This is a genomic window from Dactylosporangium darangshiense (genome assembly GCF_039537565.1).
GTDB classification, from domain to species: Bacteria; Actinomycetota; Actinomycetes; order Mycobacteriales; family Micromonosporaceae; genus Dactylosporangium; species Dactylosporangium darangshiense.
Genome location: NZ_BAABAT010000025.1, coordinates 22,712 through 40,848 on the forward strand (window position 1 = coordinate 22,712; position 18,137 = coordinate 40,848).

At 72.0% G+C, this 18,137-nt stretch carries 18 protein-coding genes; 5 read left to right on the plus strand and 13 right to left on the minus strand.

Annotated elements, in window-relative coordinates; genetic code table 11:
• Positions 1-6: 6 nt before the first annotated feature.
• The 8 genes from ABD901_RS35185 to ABD901_RS35220 are packed head-to-tail and all read right to left on the minus strand — an operon-like array spanning position 7 to position 8,224.
• Positions 7-609 carry a helix-turn-helix transcriptional regulator gene (locus ABD901_RS35185; protein WP_345133639.1) on the minus strand — a complete coding sequence of 201 codons (603 nt, stop codon included), beginning with the start codon at positions 607-609 and terminating at the stop codon, positions 7-9.
• The gene (locus tag ABD901_RS35190; protein WP_345133641.1) at positions 606-1,568 is read right to left on the minus strand and encodes a formylglycine-generating enzyme family protein; all 963 of its coding nucleotides are present in this window, start codon (positions 1,566-1,568) and stop codon (positions 606-608) included. Before ABD901_RS35190 ends, ABD901_RS35185 begins: the two co-directional genes overlap by 4 nt.
• Entirely contained in the window at positions 1,568-2,977 is a 1,410-nt protein-coding gene (locus ABD901_RS35195) for a sulfatase family protein (protein ID WP_345133643.1), read from the minus strand. Before ABD901_RS35195 ends, ABD901_RS35190 begins: the two co-directional genes overlap by 1 nt.
• Positions 2,967-4,568 (minus strand): sulfatase family protein, encoded by a 1,602-nt coding sequence (locus ABD901_RS35200; protein ID WP_425556754.1) that lies wholly within the window; start codon positions 4,566-4,568, stop codon positions 2,967-2,969. Before ABD901_RS35200 ends, ABD901_RS35195 begins: the two co-directional genes overlap by 11 nt.
• Positions 4,457-5,455, minus strand: coding sequence for an aliphatic sulfonate ABC transporter substrate-binding protein (locus tag ABD901_RS35205; RefSeq protein WP_345133647.1), 999 nt, complete (start codon positions 5,453-5,455; stop codon positions 4,457-4,459). Before ABD901_RS35205 ends, ABD901_RS35200 begins: the two co-directional genes overlap by 112 nt.
• Entirely contained in the window at positions 5,452-6,222 is a 771-nt protein-coding gene (locus tag ABD901_RS35210) for an ABC transporter ATP-binding protein (RefSeq protein WP_345133648.1), read from the minus strand. Before ABD901_RS35210 ends, ABD901_RS35205 begins: the two co-directional genes overlap by 4 nt.
• Complete coding sequence (locus ABD901_RS35215; RefSeq protein WP_345133649.1) at positions 6,219-7,022, minus strand: ABC transporter permease; 804 nt, start codon at positions 7,020-7,022, stop codon at positions 6,219-6,221. Before ABD901_RS35215 ends, ABD901_RS35210 begins: the two co-directional genes overlap by 4 nt.
• A 56-nt stretch (positions 7,023-7,078) precedes the next feature.
• Entirely contained in the window at positions 7,079-8,224 is a 1,146-nt protein-coding gene (locus ABD901_RS35220; protein ID WP_345133650.1) for an ROK family transcriptional regulator, read from the minus strand.
• Between the two features lie 464 nt (positions 8,225-8,688).
• Here ABD901_RS35220 and ABD901_RS35225 point away from each other — a divergent pair, with 464 nt between their 5' ends.
• Positions 8,689-8,826, plus strand: a complete 138-nt coding sequence (locus ABD901_RS35225; protein ID WP_345133652.1) for a hypothetical protein — start codon at positions 8,689-8,691, stop codon at positions 8,824-8,826.
• Here ABD901_RS35225 and ABD901_RS35230 read toward each other — a convergent pair.
• Both ABD901_RS35230 and ABD901_RS35235 read right to left on the minus strand, forming a co-directional pair.
• The gene (locus ABD901_RS35230; protein WP_345133654.1) at positions 8,812-9,483 is read right to left on the minus strand and encodes an FHA domain-containing protein; all 672 of its coding nucleotides are present in this window, start codon (positions 9,481-9,483) and stop codon (positions 8,812-8,814) included. The genes ABD901_RS35225 and ABD901_RS35230 overlap by 15 nt on opposite strands.
• 54 nt (positions 9,484-9,537) lie before the next feature.
• Positions 9,538-10,767, minus strand: coding sequence for an MFS transporter (locus ABD901_RS35235; RefSeq protein WP_345133656.1), 1,230 nt, complete (start codon positions 10,765-10,767; stop codon positions 9,538-9,540).
• Positions 10,768-10,853: 86 nt separating this feature from the next.
• On the opposite strand from ABD901_RS35235, the gene ABD901_RS35240 reads away from it, so the two are divergent.
• Positions 10,854-11,849, plus strand: a complete 996-nt coding sequence (locus ABD901_RS35240; RefSeq protein ID WP_345133658.1) for an ArsR/SmtB family transcription factor — start codon at positions 10,854-10,856, stop codon at positions 11,847-11,849.
• Positions 11,850-11,967: 118 nt separating this feature from the next.
• Positions 11,968-13,128, plus strand: coding sequence for an LCP family protein (locus ABD901_RS35245; RefSeq protein WP_345133660.1), 1,161 nt, complete (start codon positions 11,968-11,970; stop codon positions 13,126-13,128).
• 72 nt (positions 13,129-13,200) lie between these two features.
• On the opposite strand, the gene ABD901_RS35250 is transcribed toward ABD901_RS35245, so the two are convergent.
• On the minus strand, positions 13,201-14,490 hold the full coding sequence (locus ABD901_RS35250; protein WP_345133662.1) for a M20/M25/M40 family metallo-hydrolase: 1,290 nt from the start codon (positions 14,488-14,490) through the stop codon (positions 13,201-13,203).
• A gap of 297 nt (positions 14,491-14,787) precedes the next feature.
• Here ABD901_RS35250 and ABD901_RS35255 point away from each other — a divergent pair, with 297 nt between their 5' ends.
• Positions 14,788-15,537, plus strand: coding sequence for a hypothetical protein (locus ABD901_RS35255; protein WP_345133663.1), 750 nt, complete (start codon positions 14,788-14,790; stop codon positions 15,535-15,537).
• 22 nt (positions 15,538-15,559) lie between these two features.
• On the opposite strand, the gene ABD901_RS35260 is transcribed toward ABD901_RS35255, so the two are convergent.
• Together ABD901_RS35260 and ABD901_RS35265 are read right to left on the minus strand one after the other, a co-directional pair.
• Entirely contained in the window at positions 15,560-16,321 is a 762-nt protein-coding gene (locus ABD901_RS35260) for an EcsC family protein (RefSeq protein WP_345133665.1), read from the minus strand.
• Positions 16,322-16,392: 71 nt separating this feature from the next.
• Positions 16,393-17,133: an SDR family NAD(P)-dependent oxidoreductase gene (locus tag ABD901_RS35265; protein ID WP_345133667.1), complete on the minus strand. Its 741-nt coding sequence runs from the start codon at positions 17,131-17,133 to the stop codon at positions 16,393-16,395.
• Positions 17,134-17,236: 103 nt separating this feature from the next.
• Here ABD901_RS35265 and ABD901_RS35270 point away from each other — a divergent pair, with 103 nt between their 5' ends.
• Positions 17,237-18,124 (plus strand): RNA polymerase sigma-70 factor, encoded by an 888-nt coding sequence (locus ABD901_RS35270; protein ID WP_345133669.1) that lies wholly within the window; start codon positions 17,237-17,239, stop codon positions 18,122-18,124.
• Positions 18,125-18,137 lie beyond the last annotated feature (13 nt).

Sequence of the window (18,137 nt, forward strand, 5' to 3'; positions counted from 1 at the left end):
GTTCTCCTATCGGGTGGCGCTGAGCCGGGCCAGGCAGACGCCCGGCCGGGCGAACGGGGTGAGCGTCGCGTCGGCCGCGCCCTCGACGGTCGCGCGCAGCAGCCCGAGGTGGACGTTGCACACGACGCCGGGGTGGCGGCGGGCGACCGCGAGGAACGGGCAGGCGTGCAGCTCGATGCCGCCGTCGCCGGCGCGGCGCGGGTCGAAGCCGAGCTCGGTGAACAGCGCCATGGTGCGCGCCTCGGCGTCGTCGAACCCCTGCGCCGGCGCGCCCTCGGCCCAGGCCCGCCCGGCCGGCTCGGCACCGCCGCCGGCCTCGATGCCGGCCGCGAGGATCTCGGCCAGCAGCTCGTAGCCGCCGCCGGCGGCCGGGGTGGCGCTGGAGTAGGTGATCCGGGGCCGGCCGCGCCCGCCCACCGGCGCGGCCGACTCGGTGACGAACCCCGCCCGGGCCAGCACGTCGAGGTGGAACCGGACCGTGTTGGCGTGCAGCCCGGTCGCGGCGGCCAGCTCCCGGGCGTCGAGCGGCCCGGCGGCGGCGCGCAGTGCGTCCAGCACCCGCCGCCGGCTGGCCGAGGCCAGCGCCCCGTGGCTCGTCTCGTCCGTCACGCCCTCGAATTTACACGAGAATCTTCGTGAAAAACCGTGATCGCGCCCACGGTGCGGAAGCCGGCGTTGCCCATCGACGAGTCGGGGGTGTTCGAGGAGCGGGCGCTGTTGCGGTACCGGTTGCAGTACGAGTCGTGGCACAGGTAGGACCCGCCGCGCAGCACCCGGGCGTGACCCTCCGCCGGCCCGCGCGGGTCGTCCAGGGGCGATCGGGCGTAGTAGCCGGGGTCGAACCAGTCGGCGCACCACTCCCACACGTTGCCGACCGACTGCCACAGGCCGTAGGCGTTCGGGCGGTACGAGCGGACGGGCGCGGTCGCCGCAAAGCCGTCGGCCGCCGTGTTGCGGGCCGGGAACTCGCCCTGCCAGATGTTGCACGGCCACTCGCCGTCCGGCAGGTCGTCGCCCCACGGGTAGCGGGCGCCGGGCAGGCCGCCGCGGGCCGCGCACTCCCACTCGGCCTCGGTCGGCAGGCGGCGCCCGGCCCACGCACAGTAGGCGGCCGCGTCGTTCCACGAGACGTGCACGACCGGGTGGTCCTCGGCACCGTCCACGGTGGACAGCGGGCCGGACGGGTGCGCCCAGTCGGCGCCGCGCACCCCGAGCCACCACGGCGTCTGCGGCGACCGGCCCAGGACGTCACCGTCCTCCGCCGCGAGGAACAGGTGGAACACGGCGGAGTAGCCGAACGTCTCCGCCTCCGTGCGGTAGCCGGTCTCGGCGACGAACCGGGCGAAGTCGCGCACCGTCACCGCGGTCGCATCGATGGCGAACGCCTCGAGGCGCACGTCGTGCACCGGGCCCTCGCCGTCGGGGCGGGCGCCGTCGCCGTGTGCGTCGCCCATCGCGAACGTCTGCGCCGGCACCACGACCTGCTCGGCGTCGTGGCGCCCGCCGCCGGCCGGTGGCGGCGGCGGTGCGGGGCCGCGGGGCGGCTCCTGCGGGTGGCAGCACGACATCAGGCACCCGCCGGCCGCGGCTGGGCCGGGTGCGGCGCGTCGCCGAGGCGGGCCTGCTCGCGCCACATGGCCAGGGTCAGCTCGTCGCGCACGGCGGCGTACGCCGGGTCGTGGTACACGTTGCGGGTCTCGGCCGGGTCGGCGACGAGGTCGTAGAGCTCCCACTCCGGCGGGTAGGTGAACGCGCCGGTGCCGGGCAGGCCGAGCCCGTCGTTGTAGAAGTAGATGAGCTTGTGGGTCGCGGTGCGGTACCCGTAATGTGCCGGCGCCTTGTGGAAGACGTCGTCGTGCTCCCAGTAGCGGTAGTACATCCCTTCCGCGGCCGGCGCCTCGGGCGCGCCGAGCAGGTCCGGCCAGAAGCTGCGGCCCTGCATCCGCGGGTGGTGCCCGACGCCGGCCGCGTCGAGGATCGTCTGCGCCCAGTCGACGTTGGTGACGATGTCGGCGAAGACCCGCCCGGCCGGCAGCCGCGCCGGGTAGGAGAGCACGAGCGGCATGCGCAGCGACTCCTCGTACATGAACCGCTTGTCGAACCAGCCGTGCTCGCCGAGGAAGAACCCCTGGTCGGAGGCGTACATCAGCAGCGTGTCGGCGAACCGGCCGCGCTCGCGCAGCCAGTCGGTGACGCGGCCGACGTTGTCGTCGACGGAGGCGACGCACGCGAGGTAGTCGGTCATGAACCGCCGGTACTTCCACAGCGCCTCGTCCTCGTAGGACAGCCCCGGCGGCGGGTCGGCCTTGAGGTCCTCCCGGCCGAGGTGCTCGGCGATGCGCATCGCCGCCCGCCGCGCCGAGGAGCTGCGGGTGGCGTAGTCGTCGAAGAACGTGCCCGGCACCGGCACCGGCTCGTCCCGCACCGGCACGGGCGGCTCCCAGGGCCGGTGCGGGGCCTTGTGGTAGATGAGCGCGCAGAACGGCTCCGGCGCCGAGGCCATCCACGACAGCGCCAGGTCGGTGACGACGTCGGTGGCGTAGCCGGGCACCGTGCGCAGCCCGTCGCGGGACAGCAGCCGCGGGTCGCGGTACTCCCCCTGCTCGATGAACACGTCCCAGTAGTCGAAGTGCTGCGGGTCGTGGCCCGGCCCGTCGCCCATGTGCCACTTGCCGATCATCGCGGTGGCGTACCCGGCCCCCTTGAGCCGCGACACGAACGTCGGCTGGCTCGCGTCGATCGGCGTGACCAGGGTGGTGACGCCGTTGACGTGGCTGTAGGTGCCGGTGAGGATCGACGCCCGGCTCGGCGAGCACAGCGCGTTGGTGGCGAAGCAGTTGTCGAAGCGCCAGCCGAGCCGTGCAATCTCGTCGATGCGCGGCGTGCGGTTGACGACCGAGCCGTAGGCCGAGATGGCGTGCGCCCCGTGGTCGTCGGTGAGGATCATGACCACGTTCGGCCGGACCTTATCGGACATTTCCGCTATAGCTTGACTCGTCGAGGCCGCTCAGCGTCGGGTCGTGGTCGAGGTCGCCGACGTCGTACATGGAGGCCATCCAGTGATGGAAGTTGTCGCCCCGCTCGCGCAGCAGGGTGTACAGCCGCCCCATCAGCGTCGAACGCACGGGCGCCATCTCCGGCAGCTCGTAGAGGTTCAGCAGCTCGTCCGGGTCGAGCGCCAGGTCGTACAGCTCGTTGGTCGAGTCCGGGTTCACAACCAGCTTGTACCGCTCGGTGCGCAGCATCCGCTGCGGGTACGGGAAGTGGTGGCCGTGGAACTCGGCGACGACGTCCGGCTGCCACGCCGGCGCCTCGCCGCGCACCAGCGGCAGCAGGCTGCGCGAGTCGACCGGCTCGTCGGCGGCGACCCCCGCCAGCTGCAGGATCGTCGCGGTGCAGTCGGTGAGGCTCACGAACTCGTCGCGGACCTGCCCGGCCGGCGCGCCCGGCACCCGGATCAGCCCGGGCGTGCGGTAGATGTCCTCGTACATCGCCGGGCCCTTGTCGTGCAGCCGGTGCGCGCCGGTGAACTCGCCGTGGTCGCACGTGAAGAACACCGAGGTGTCGTCGGTGAGCCCCAGCTCGGCCAGGGCCGCCAGAACCCGGCCGAGCTGGGAGTCGATGAGCGCCACGTAGCCCCAGTACACGGCGATGAGCTTTCGCGACTGCTCGATCGGCATCGTGTCGAACGTCCAGTGCGCGCTGTAGTTGCGCTGCACCGGCGGCTTGCCGTGGAACGTCTCGGCGATCGAGCGCGGCAGCGGCACGCTCCCGGGGTCGACGAGGTCGAAGTACTCGTCGGGCACGATGTAGGGCAGGTGCGGGCCGAAGAAGTGCAGCGCCAGGAAGAACGGACGGCCCTCGTCGGCGTAGCGGTGCAGCATCTCGATCGTGCGGGTGGCGAGGTAGTACTCGAACGTGGCCTCGAGGGGCTGGTGCAGCCGGGCCGCGAGCAGGTTGCCGGGCCCGCCGTTGGGCAGGGTGCCGCGGATGCGGTCGCTGATCCGGTACGGCGGGAGCCCCCGCTCGGCGAGGTAGCGCAGGTAGTCGGGGTGATCGACCGGGTTGTGCCAGCCCGGCAGGTGCACCCCGTCGAGGCCGTAGTCGGCGGGCGTCTTGGCGGTGCCGGCGTGCCATTTGCCGATCAGGCCGCAGTTGTACCCCCGGTCGCGCAACGCCTGCGGGAACGTCCACGCCCCGTCGGGCAGGTCCTCGCTGTAGCCGACGTTGCGCTCCTGGTTGGCCAGCAGCTTGTGGCGGAACGGGGCCTGGCCGGTGAGCAGGCTCGCGCGGGCGGGGGTGCAGATGGCGGTCGGGGTGTACCAGCGGTCGAAGCGGGTGCCGGTGCGGGCGAGCTCGTCCAGCACCGGGGTCCGCGCGAGCGCGTTGCCGTACGCGCCGAGCGTGTCCACCCGGTGCTGGTCGGTCATGAGGAACAGGATGTTGCGGGGGGAACTCACTTGGCGGCCGCCCCGGTCCACAGGTCGCCGAGGTAGTACGACCCGGGGTCGGCCTTCTCCTTGAGCTTGCCGGCGCTGACGAAGAAGTCGCCCATCGCGGCGAGCCACTTCTCGACGGTGCCGTCCTTCGTGGCCTGGTCGAGCTCCTGGGTGGTCATCGCCTTGTTGAGGCCGGCGTCGGCCTTGACCGCGTCGAGGGGCTGCTTGGTGAGCTCGGCGACGGCGGCGATGGCCTCGTCGCCGTGCGCGGCGCGGTAGTCGGTGGCCTCGCGCAGCACCTGGATCACCTTCTTCGTCACGTCCGGCCGGTCGTTGACGGCCTTGTTGGCGGCCACGTAGGCGTTGGGGAACTGCACCTTGTCCTGGAACGTCTCGTCGGCGGCGATCTCGACGAGGTCGGGCACCGACTTCTTGATGCTGGCGATCGCCGGGTACCAGAACCCGGCGCCGTCGATCTGCTTGGCGCCGAACGCGGACGCGAGCGTGGCCGCGTCCATCGGCACCCGCTGGATGTCCTTGTTCGTCATGCCGGCCGCCTGCAGGGCGAGGGTCAGGATCATGTCGCCGGAGGTGCCCTCGGGCACGCCGACCTTCTTGCCGCGCAGCTGCTGCATCGAGGTAATGCCGGGCTGGGCGATGACCCGGTCGGCGCCGCCGAGGGTGTTGATGGCGACGATCTTCGCCTGGCCCGACGCCGGCAGCCAGAACGCGCCGGGGCCGATGTAGCCGAAGTCCAGGTCGCCGGTCTGCATCGCCTGGATCTGCACCGGGCCGGTGGTGAAGACCTTCAGGGTGGCGTCCAGGCCGTACTTCTGCCAGAGCTTCTGCTGCTGGGCGATCGCCGGCAGGCTGCTGCCGTTGTAGTCGCCGATGTACCCGAAGGTGATCTTCTGGGTACCGGATGATCCGCTCTTGTCTTTGTCATCGCTGCAGCCCGCGACCGCGGCGACGGCCGAGGCGGCGAACAGGCCCATGAATGCACGGCGGGTAGTCACGAGGGGTTCCCTTTCTGGTGGTGGACCGCGCTCCACACGCGGTTGCGCAGCGCGGCGAACTCCGGCCCGAGCCGGCCCTCCTCGGTGCGCGGATACGGCAGGCCGACGTCGACGACCTCGACGATGCGGCCCGGGTTCGCGGCCATGACGACGACGCGTCCGGCGAGGTAGACCGCCTCGTCGACGTCGTGGGTGACGAACACGACGGTGCGCTGGTCGCTGCTCCACGTCCGCAGCAGCTGCTCCTGCAGCCGCACCCGGGTGAGGGAGTCCAGCGCCCCGAAGGGCTCGTCCATGAGCAGGATCTTGGGGTCGACGGCGTACGCGCGGGCGATCGCGCAGCGCTGCTTCATGCCGCCGGACAGCGTCTTGGGCAGCGCGTCGGCGAACTGGCTCAGCCCGACGAGCTCGATGAAGTGCTCGGCGCGCCGTTTGCGCTCCGCCCGCGGCACCCCGGCGGTGCGCAGGCCGAACTCGACGTTCTTGCGCACGCTGAGCCACGGGAAGAGCGCGAACTGCTGGAAGATGACGCCCCGGTCGGGGCCCGGCCCGGTCACCGGCGCGCCGCCGACGAGGGCCTCGCCACTGGTCGGGAACTCCAGCCCGGCCACGATGTTCAGCAGCGTGCTCTTCCCGCAGCCGGAGGGCCCGACGATCGCCACGAACTCGCTGTCGGCGACGTCGAGGCTGACGTTGTCGAGCGCGGTGAACTCGCGATCCTTGAGCGGGAAGACCTTGCCGACGTTCCTGATCGCGATCCCGCTCACCGGCGCTCCTGCCAGGCCGTGGCGCGCCGCTCGACGAGCAGCAGCAGCCGGTCCATGATCAGCCCGAGCACGCCGATGCAGATGAGCGCGGCGAAGATGGTGGGCCGGTCGACGTAGATCTGGGCGTTCTGCATGCGGTACCCCAGCCCCTGCTGCGCCGCGACGAGCTCGGCGGCGACGAGGGTCCCCCACGCCGAGCCGAGCCCGACGCGCATGCCGACGAGGATGTACGGCGTGGACGCCGGCACGACCACGCGGGCGAAGATGACGCGGGTCGGCGCGCCGAGCACCCGGGCGGCGTTGAGCAGCGTCCGGTCGACGTCGACAACGCCCTGGAACGTGGCGATCACGCACGACAGGAACGCCGCGACGAAGATGACGAAGATCTTCGGGGTCTCGCCGATGCCCATCAGGACCACCACGAGCGGGATGAGCGCCAGCGGCGGCACGGTGCGGAAGAACTGCACCCACGGCTCGAAGACGGCCCGGGCCACGGCGTACCAGCCCATCAGGAACCCGACCGGGATCGCGACGGCGGTACCGAGGGCGAAGCCGGCCAGCACCCGCTGGAGGCTGGCCAGGATGTCGTCGGTCAGGGTGCCGTCGCCGAACAGCTCGCCCATCCGGCGGGCCACCTCCACCGGCGTTGGCACGTTGTCCGCGGTGGCCGACCACAGCCACCACAGGCCCAGGCCGGCCAGCGCGGAGGCCACGTTCAGCGTGACCAGCAGGCCGCGCCGGCGTGGCGGTGCGCCGCCGCGCTGCGGGCGCGGCGCGGCATCGACTGCGACTGCGCTCATCGAGCTCCTTGCAGGGTTGATCGCCGCCCCGGCGGGGCGGTTCGGGGGTACCGGGCTCAGCGGACCGGCTCGGGGTAGCCGTCCAGCAGCGGCGTCTGGCGGAACAGCGCGGCGATGGCGCCGAGGGCGCCGTCGTCGTCGCCGAGGCGGGCGGCCCGGATGGCCGGCCGGGCACCGCCGATGGGACACAGCTCGCCGGCGAGGATCTCGTCGACGCGCCGCACGAGCTCGGGCGCGCTGCGCGGCAGCCGCCCGCCGATCACGATCTGTGCGGGGTTGAGCACCAGCGCCGCCGCCCCGACGACCCGGCCGACGGCGGCGGCCGCCTCGTCGAGCACCGCGGCGGCGATCGGGTTGTGGTGCCGCAGCGCCGCCTCGAGCTCCTCGATGCTCGCCAGGGCCAGCCCCCGCCGGGCGCAGCCGGCCAGCACCGCCGGCACGGACGCCACCGTCTCCAGGCACCCGCGCTTGCCGCAGCGGCAGGGGTCCCCGTCCGGCTGCGCGGTCACGTGCCCGAACTCCCCCGCCATGCCGTCGGCGCCGGCGACGAGCCGCCCGCCGACCACCAGCCCGCCGCCGATGCCGTCGGACAGCCGCACGTACAGCACGTCGTGCACGTCCGGCCCGTCGGTGATCGCCTCGGCCAGCCCCGCGAACCGGGTGTTGTTGTCGACGATGACCGGCGCGCCGAACCGCGCCCCGAACGGCACGGCGATCTCCGGCGGCGCCGGCCGCGGCCCCGCCACGCCCACCCCGACCCCCTGCAGGGCCCGGAAGCTCACCCCGGTGCGGGCGGCGACGCGGTCGATGAGCGCGAACGCCACCTCGAGCTGCCGCGCCCGCTCGGTGTCGGCGTCATACGCGGCATGCCCCGCGGCGATGATGTCGTGCGCCGCGTCGGCGACGGCGATGCGCACGCGGGTGTGCCCGAGGTCGACCCCGAGGAACTGCCCCGACGAGGGATCGAGCGTGAGCAGCTCGGCGGGCCGCCCGCTCCCCAGGCGCCGTGCGGCGTCGGTGTCGACGACCACCACCGCCCCGCGCGAGAGCAGGTCGCCGGTGATCTCCGACAGGGTCGTGCGGGACAGCCCGACCTTGGTCGCGATCTGCCCGCGGCTCAGCGCGCCGTGCTCACGCAGGACGCGCAGGACGCGCGCCTCGTGCGTGCGCCTGACCAGCGCATGAACCCCCTGAACGGACACACCGACACGTTAGGCACCGCAGAATTTTTCCGTCAACGGTCCGACAGAATTATTGTCTACTGATGTGATCGGTTATACATGATTTACGCCCACGGCACCCGGCAGGGCCGCCTACAGGGCGCACTTCAGGCCGTCGGCAGCGTTTTCTCTCCACGGTGATGCGTTTCCGCCCCTCCTGCGGGCCGGTTTCGCACGATCATGGAGGGAAAATGTACCCATGTGTACGTTATGTCTCCACATTGCTGCAGAACCGGCCTCCAGTAGCCCGAAAGCGCATCACCGTGGAGAGAAGACGCCGCGCCGCGCGATCGACCAACAGCCGGGTACGTCCGTTTCGCCGCCCGTCGGGGTATAAATCCGACAAGTCGTGGCGCGCCAGCGCCCGACTTGTCGCAAAAGCCACGCCGCGCGAACGCAGGCGCGGGTGGGATTGACCGCTAATCCGATATGAATAGCATTGATGCGTGGTCGTGGCCGGGGTGCTGTTCGCCGGGGCGCTCGTCGCGCTCGCGTTCCGGTGGGAAGAGGCGTTCTGGGTGTTGTTCGGGCTCACCATCGTGTGGCAGCTGGTGAGCCTCGAGCGGCGCTCAGACGCGGAATGACAGGCGGGTCGTGCCGATCACGATCTCGTCGCCGGGGTTGAGGGTCACCGAGTCCACGCGGCGGCCGTTCACCGTCGAGCCGTTCGCCGAGCCGAGGTCGGTGAGGACGGCTCGGCTGCCGTCGTACTCGATCCGGGCGTGCTGGCGTGAGGCGCCCACGTCGGCCAGGCGGAACGACGCCTGCTCGCCGCGGCCGATGATCGTGGCGCCGCGGGCCAGGGGGAAGTTCTGGCCGTCCTCCGTGACCAGGCGGACGCCGGTGCCCTCCCCCGGCGCGATCTGGCCGCCCGTGTAGACCTGGGCGGAGACGCGGAACAGGCCGGTGTCGAGGTCGTCGCCGCGCGTGATCTCGACCACGATGTCGCCGTAGACGGCCCAGCCCTGCTCGCCGACGTACTCGGCCTGGGACTGGGCCAGCTCCTGCGCCAGGGCGGCGGCGAACGGGGCCAGGCGGGAGTGGTCGGCGGGCGCCAGGGCGATCATGTACCGGTTGGGCACCAGGATGCGGCCACCCGTCATCTGGGACTGGTTGGCGTTCGCCTCGCCCTGCATGGCGTTGAGGATCTCGACGGGGTGCACGACGCCCTTGAACACCTTCGCGAAGGTGCCCTCGACCATGCCTTCCAGCCGCTTCTCGAACCGCTGCAGAGCGCCCAACCCGTCCCCCTCAAGAACAACGCGACATACCGCACGGATTGTGTACCACGGTAACTACGCCGTCGCAGTCGTGAGCGCGACGCGCGGAGTAGCCGTGACCCAGGTCATGGCCGGACCGACGATCGCGGTCGCGAGCAGGAAGACGGCGGCGATCGCCAGCCAGCCCAGGCCGCCGCCGTGCATCGCCAGGAACGTCAGGGACGCGGGGCCGAACATGCCCTGGACCCCGTAGGACATGCGGGCCGCGCCGACGTACTCGCCGCGCGCCGCGGCCGGCGGCAGCTCCGTCGTCACGCCCCAGAACCCGGCGGACTGCCACAGCTCGCCCAGCGTCACGAGCGCGGAGCCGGCCAGCAGCAACGCGATCGTGGCCCAGCCGGTGCTGTGACCCGAGAGGTACAGCACGGCGCACGAGGCGGCGACCGCGAGACCGCCGCGGCGCAGGGCCCGGCCGATGCCGGCGGGCGTGTCCGCGCCGCGGCTGGCGAGGACCTGCAGGGCGACGCACATGATCGTGTTGCAGCCGAAGAGCACGGCGAGCATGACCCGCGGCGCGTCGGTGCGGGCCGTCAGCCACAGCGGGATCACCTCGGTCGTGAGCGAGGCGTGCCCGGCCAGCACGCTGCACAGCGCGACCAGCGCCAGGAACGGCCGGTCCCGCCACACCGCGCCGCGCCGGACCGGCCCCGCCGCGCGCTCGGCCCGCGCCGTATCGGGCGGCTCCGGCATCCGGGCCACGAGCACGGCATTGACCAGCAGGCCAAGGGCATTTCCCAGGACCATCATCCGGTACGCCCAGTCGCTGCCGATCGCCAGCGGCACCGCGGCCAGGGCGCCGCCGGCGAAGAAGCCGATGTTCATCGCCGAGCGCACGAACGCGAGGCTGCGCACACGGTCCTCGCGCGGCAGCACCTCGGCCTGGTAGACCGCCCGGCCGCTGCCGGCCAGGCCGTCGGCGAGGCCGGCGAGCGGCAGCAGGGCCAGGAACGCGGCGAAGCCGTGCGCCCAGGGGTACCACAGGAGGATGAACGCCTCGGCGAGCACGCCGGCCAGCCAGACGCGCCGGCCGCCGAAGCGGTCCGCCAGGCCGCCCAGCGGGACCGAGCACAGCAGCGACAGCGCGCCGGCGACGGAGAAGCCGATCCCGACCTGCACGGGCGACAGGCCCGCGACGTGCAGGAAGAACACGGCGCTACCCGTGGTGAACACGCCGTTGCCGATGGCGTAGACCAGCGATTGCACGCACAGTGACCGGGCGACGCCCGGCGGTGGCAGGAGGCTCATGGCGCTCAGTTCAGCGGATCGTGCGGTACCACTGCCAAGGTTTTAGCATTGGCGAAAAGGTCCTCAGTGGACGGACGGAGGTGCGCATGTCCGAGGTGCGCTTCGAGGTCTCCGACGTGGCGGAGATCCGCTTCTGCGTCTCGCCGCTGTGGGAGACGGTGGCCAGCCTGTGGGCGCTGCGCCAGCCCGCGCGGCACGCGATCCACCTGCCGTGGATCAAGGCGGCGCGGCCCCTGGCGCGGCGGCGCGACCTCGCCGGCGCGGTCGAGCTCATCGAGGCGTTCGTGCGGCCGCACGCGTGGCTGCCGGACTTCCTGACGCCGCCGCCGGCCTCGCCGCTGCAGGACATCGACGAGGAGCTCGCCACCGTGCTGGCCACCCCGCACGACGAGGTGCGCCGCGACATCCTCGTCACGGCCGAGTCGCGGCCGCTCGCGCCGCTCGCCCGGGCGGTCGCCGACGACCCGGCGGCGATGCTGCCGCGGCTGGCCGGCGCCGTGCGGGCGTGGCACGACGCGGCGATCCTGCCGCACTGGCCGCGCATGCGGGCGCTGCTGGAGGCCGACATCGCCTACCGGGCCCGGCAACTGGCCGGCGGCGGAGCCCGGCAGCTGTTCGACAACCTGCACCCGGCGGCGCGCTGGGACGGCGACCGGTTCGTGATCGCCGACCGGTGGTCGCAGTCGCTCACGGTGAGCGGCCGTGGCTTTCCGCTCATGCCGTCGGTCTTCGCGGACAAGGCGCCGCTGATCTCGTGCAGCAACGAAGCGGCGCCGGGCGCGGTGTACCCGGCCCGGGCCGTCGGCACGCTCTGGGAGGGCCTCGGCCGCCCGGTCGACGACGACCGCGCCGCGGCGCTGGGCGCCGTGCTCGGCCCGGCCCGCGCCCGGCTCCTCGAACTGCTGCGCGCACCCGGCACGACGTCGGATCTCGCGCACCGCACCGGGCTGTCGGCCGGCGCCGTCAGCCAGCAGCTCGGGATGCTCTACGACGCGCGGCTCGTGCAGCGTAACCGTCAGGGTCGGGCCGTGTACTACCTGTGCACGGCGCTCGGGCTGGCGCTGCTGGACGGCGAAATCTGAGAGGAGCCTGAACTGCAACCGATGGGTGTCTCAAATCCGTCTTCAGGGACGAAACGTGGCCGCACAGTTCGGGGGGATATTGTGGCCCGCCGAGGGACAGTTGGTGTCGGGGAGTGGTATGGCGAAGAAGCGTGGGAAGAAAGACCCGATGTGGGCGCGGTTGTCCCTGATTTTCGGGGCGTTACTGCTGCTCTTGAGCGGTGGCGGCCTCGTCGGTGGCAATCTGTTGCTGAACCACTACAGCGACCAGATCGTCCACGAGGGCGGCCTCGGCGAGGCGGCGGCCGAGGGCGCGACCATTGACGGGCCGATCAACCTGCTGCTCGTCGGGATCGACGAGCGTGTCAACAACGAGGCGATGGGCGCACGCTCCGACTCGATCATCCTCGCGCACGTGCCGGCGACGCACGACGCCATTTACCTGATGTCGATCCCCCGTGACACGCGGGTGCGCATCCCCGCGAGCAAGGTCTCGAAGTACAACGGCGGCACCGACAAGATCAACGCGGCGTTCCAGTTCGGCTACCAGAACGGCGGCGGCCGCGACAACGGCCTGAAGCTGCTCGCCGAGACCGTCAGCGGCCTGGCCGGCGGCATCCTGTTCAACGGCGCCGCGATCGTCAACTTCGACGGCTTCAGCGGCCTGGTCAAGGCCCTCGGCGGCGTGCACATGTGCGTCGACGAGGAGACGACGTCGATCCACGTCGGCTGGAACCAGAAGACCGGCCAGGAGGGCGTGCCGTACAACTTCAACGCCGACGGCATCCCGACGTCGCTCAAGCCGAACATGAAGGCGCAGGTGTACAAGGTCGGCTGCCGCGACTTCGCCGCGTGGGAGGCCCTGGACTACGTCCGCCAGCGCGACAAGCTCGCGAACAACGACGGCGACTACGGCCGCCAGCGCCACCAGCAGCAGTTCATCAAGGCCATGGCGAAGAAGGCCACCAGCGCCGGCGTGGTCTCCAACCCCATCAAGGTCAACGAGGTGCTGAGCTCGGTCGGCAAGGCGGTGTCGTTCTACAACAACAACGTCTCCCTGGCCGACTGGATCTTCACCCTCAAGGGCATCGACCCCGACCGCATGATCACGCTGCGCACGAACAACGGCAGGTTCAATTCCGAGACCATCAATGGCCAGTCGTTCGAGTCCCTCGACCAGACCGCGCTGGACCTGCTGAAGGCGTTCAAGGACGACTCGGTCGAGACCTTCGTCTCCGGCCACCCAGAGATGATCACCAACGACGCCTCGACCCCGGCCTCGTCCCCGTCGGGCAACTGACCGCGCTTCGGCAACGCGCCGACCTAACCGGTGGGGTCCCGCTCGATGCGGGGCCCCACCGCGCGTTGCGGGTCAGCAGGAGCGCAGCAGGCGGGTCAGGACGCGCTCACCGAACTCGAGGCCGTCCAGCGGCACGCGCTCGTCGACGCCGTGGAACAGCGACGTGAAGTCCAGGTCCGGCGGCAGGCGCAGCGGGGCGAAGCCGAAGTGGCGGATGCCGAGGCGCTGGAAGTTCTTCGCGTCGGTGCCCGCCGCCAGCATGTAGGGCAGCACGCGCGCGCCCGGGTCCTCGGCCTCGATCGCGGCCGCCATCGCGTCGACGAGCCGGCCGTCGAAGGTGGTCTGCACCGGCGGCAGCGTGTCCCACTCCATCTCCACGCCCGGGCCGAGCACCTCGGCGAGCTCGCGCTCGAACGCCGCCTCCCGGCCGGGCAGCATCCGCCCGTCGACGGTCGCCTCCGCCAGGCCCGGCACGACGTTCGCCTTGTACCCGGCCGAGAGCATCGTCGTGTTCGCGGTGTCGCGCAGCGTCGCGCCGATCATGCGCGCGAGCGAGCCCAGCCGCGCCACGGCGGTTTCCGGGTCGTCCGGGTCCAGCGGTACCCCCGTGAGCTCCGAAACCCCGATCAGGAACTCGCGCACCGGCTCCGTCAGCACGAGCGGGAAGCGGTGCGCGTCGAGCCGGGTCAGCGCGGCGGCGAGCTTGGCCGCGGCGTTGTCCGTGTGCAGCAGCGAGCCGTGCCCGGCGGTGCCGCGGACCTTGAGCCGCAGCCACATCACGCCCTTCTCCGCCGTCTCGACGAGGTAGGCACGCACGCCGTCACGCACCGTGTACGAGAACCCGCCGACCTCGCTGATCGCCTCGGTGACCCCTTCGAACAGCTCCGGACGGTGCTCGACCAGCCACCCAGCGCCGAGCCCGCCGCCGGCCTCCTCGTCGGCCAGGAACGCGAACACGATGTCACGCTCTGGCACGATCCCCTCACGCTTGAACTTCCGCGCGACGGCGAGGCTCATCGCCACCATGTGCTTCATGTCGATGGCGCCGCGGCCCCAGAGGTACCCCTGCCGGATCTCGCCCTCGAACGGCGGCACGCTCCAGTCCGACGCGTCGGCCGGCACCACGTCGAGATGCCCGTGCACGAGCAGCGCCCCGCGGGTGGGATCGGCACCTGGCAGCCGCACGATCACGTTCCCGCGCCGCGCCGCCGGCTCGACGTACACCGGTTCGAACCCGGCGTCCTCGAGCCGCTCGGCCACGAACTCGGCCGCCGCCCGCTCCCCTGTGGCCGTGGCAGGATCGTCGGTGTTGCTGGTGTCGAACCGGATCAGCTCGCGCGCCAGGTTGATGATCTCGCTCATCGCAGTACCGTAGCCGCCCGTCGATCACTCACAGCCACTTGGCAGGTTCACGGGATCGCAGCCACAGCTGCGGAGGGCACGGTCGTCGGGGACAGGTCCGATTCTTGAGGAGTACGCGCGATGAGCTCTGCTCATGAGGACGCACCGAACGTCACACCATCCCCACCGTCGGGTTCGGCTTCGACGGACGCGGCTGCGGGTGCGGGCACTCCGGACGCCGCGGCGACGGACGCGGGTGCGGCGGGGGCGGGCTCGGGTTCGACGGGCGCCGCGGCGCCGGACGCAGGCAGGCCGGGCTTGGACGCCGCCGCCGAGCCGGCTCCCGTCGCGTCCGGCTACGAGGCGACGCCGATCTGGGCCGCCGGTGCACCCGCCGTGCCGGTCGGCGGCACCCCGATGCCATCGGCCCCCGCGCCCCGCTCGTCACGCCTCAAGCTGGGCATCGTGGCCGCCGTCTCGGCGATCATCGTGATCGGCGGCGGCGTGGCGGTGGCCCAGGCCGCGAGCGACAGCGCCTCCACGCAGGACAATCGCGGCCCGGGCGGCAACGGCCAGGGCTTCCCGGGCGGCGGCCGGGGCGGCAACGGCGCCCAGGGCGGCGCGCCGGGCGCGAACGGCGCGCAGGGCTTCCCGGGCGGCGGCGCCTTCACCCGGGGTGGCGGCGTAAACGCCGTGGTGGGCGCCCTGCACGGCGACTTCGTCGTCAAGAACGGCAGCGGCCAGTACGTCACCGAGCGCCTCCAGTCCGGCACGGTGACAGCGGTGAGCGCCACGTCGATCACCGCGAAGAGCGAGGACGGCCACGCCACCACGTTCGTCGTGAGCGCCGACACCAAGGTCGACAACGGCGCAGCCAAGATCTCCGACGTCAAGCAGGGCGACTCGGTGACGGTCATCGGCCTGGTCTCGGGCGACACCGCGACGGCCACCGAGATCACCGACCTCGCCCTCATGCGCCAGGGCAACGGCGGCTTCGGTGGCAACGGCGGGCCCGGCGGCAACCGTCAGCGGCCCAGCGGCGCACCGCAGCCGACCCGGACGACCTGACCGCGGGGTCCGTCATGCAGCGCTACTGGGGCGGAACCGGGATCTGGCCGGGCGGGAGCTGCCGCGGGACCTGGCCGTACGGTAGCTGTGGGTGCATCGGCATCGGTGGGCGGCGGTACAAGGCGATCGTACGGCCGCCCAGCGCCCGCGTCGCGTTGCCGTTCGTGACGCCGCCGAGGATGATCGCGGCGCCGGGGATCAGCTTCGCGGCCATCTTCTTCACCGCGCGCACGCCCGCCATCTGGGCCAGCTTCAACGCCAGGCGCACGAGGACCTTGCGCATCTCCGGGCGATCCGCCGGCAGCAGCGCCTCGATCTGCTCCCGGCCGCGGGCCACCGCCAGCGCGGTGCGGGCGGTCTGGGTGTACTTGTGGATGCCCTGCAGCACCAGCAGGTCGACGGCGCGGTCGGGGTGCGTCGGGTCGGCGCCGTAGTTCGCGGCCAGCATCAGGACCATGCGGGCCTGGGTCCAGGCGAGGACGCCGACGTCGATGAGGGCGCCGGCTAGTGGGACGGCGCCCGACACCGCGCCCGACAGGCGGGACTGGTTGACGTAGCGGTAGACGATCATGTTGGCCAGGGCGTCCGGCGGGGCGCCGGGGTTCTGGCCCTTGAGCTTGTCGAGCTCGATCAGCATCTTCGGGCCCAGCCGGGCGACCGCCTCGAGAGCCAGGTGCTCTGGAGCGTACTCCGGGTCAGCCTTCATCTTGGCCCACAGACCCGCGGGAGGGCCGTCGTCCTCCGAAGGCGCGGGAACGGGCTCGGTCAACGGCTGCTCGGTCACGCAATCACGGTACGGAAAGCGTGCCACCGGCTGAAGTCTCGTGACGGATTGCCATCAACCCGTCATAAAATTCACCAGGGCATGGGGCCCTCGTCGCTGAAGAAGCCGCCGGTCGGGCCGTCGTCGGCGAGCGTGGCCAGGTGCACCACGACCTCGGCGCCCTGCGCGGCGGTGCGGGTGCCGGTGTTGGCGTTGATGTCGGTGGCGCAGAAGCCGGGTGCGGCGGCGTTGACGAGGAAGCCGTCCTTGGCCAGCTCGTTGGCGTACTGCACGGTCAGCGCGTTCAGCGCCGCCTTCGACGGCGCGTAGGCGGCCGACTGCGGCAGCGGCGCGGTGCGCCACTCGGGGGCGCTGGTGATCGTCATCGACGCGGCGTGGCTGCTGAGGTTGACGATCCGCGGCGCCGGCGAGCGGCGCAGCAGGGGCAGCATCGCGTTGGTGACCGCGATCACGGCGAACACGTTCGTCTCGAACACCGACCGGACCATGTCCAGTTCGACGGTGCTCGGGATCTGGTCGTACGCCTCCTGCGGCGGCACCTGCGCGGAGCCGGAGATGCCGGCGTTGTTGACGAGGACGTCGAGCCGCCCGAAGCGTTTGTCGACGTCGGTGGCCGCCGCGCGGATGCTGCCCGGGTCGTTGACGTCGAGCGCGACGAAGTGCGCCCCCAGCGCCGCCGCGGCCTCCTCGCCCTTGCGCGGGTCGCGGGCGGCGACCAGCACGGTGCAGCCGAGCGCGGCGAACCGCTCGGCGGCGGCGCGGCCGAGGCCCTTGTTCGCCCCGGTGACCAGCACGATCTTCTGAAGATTCATGCACACCAGATGCCGTCGGGGCGGCTCCCGTGACGTGACGCACGCCACGGTGATCCGTTGTCACAGGGCGGCGGGACGCGGCATCTTGTGAGGCATGCCAGCGATGAGCGAGCACAACGAAGCGACCGAGGCGTTCGTACAGCACCGCAACCTGCTGTTCACGGTCGCCTACGAGATGCTCGGCTCGGCCGCCGACGCCGAGGAGGTGCTGCAGGAGACGTGGCTGCGCTGGGCCGGCGTGGACGTCGACGCCGTGCAGGACCGGCGGGCGTACCTGGTGCGGGTCACCACCCGGCAGGCGCTCATGCGGCTGCGCACGATCCGCCGGCGCAAGGAGTCCTACGTCGGGCCGTGGCTGCCGGAGCCGCTGCTGACCGCGCCGGACGTCGCCGAGGACGTGGAGCTGGCCGACAGCGTGTCGATGGCGATGATGCTGGTGCTGGAGACGCTGACGCCGACCGAGCGGGCGGTGTTCGTGCTGCGCGAGGTGTTCGACCTGGAGTACGAGGAGATCGCCAAGGCCGTCGACAAGTCACAGGCCGCGGTGCGCCAGATCGCGCACCGCGCCCGCGAGCACGTGGCGGCCCGCCGGCCCCGCGGCGCCGTGTCCGCCGGACAGGCCCGCGACGCGATCGCCGCGTTCCAGCGGGCCGTCGAGACCGGCGACCTGCAGCACCTGCTCGACATCCTCGCGCCCGACGTCGTCTTCCTCGGCGACGGCGGCGGCGTCGTGCAGGCCGTCCTGGTCCCGGTCGTCGGCGCCGCCAAGGTGGCCCGGCTGCTGGCCGCCGGCCTGGACCACATCGCCAGCACGATGCAGTTGCAGCCGGCGCAGGTCAACGGCCACCCCGCGCTGATCTTCCGCCACGAGGGCGAGGTCGACACCGTCCTGGCGCTGCGCATCGACGACGGGCTCATCTCCGGGTTCTACGCCGTGCGCAACCCCGCGAAGCTCTCCCACGTCGAGCGGGAGACCGCCATGACCCGCTGATCCGGGCGCTCAC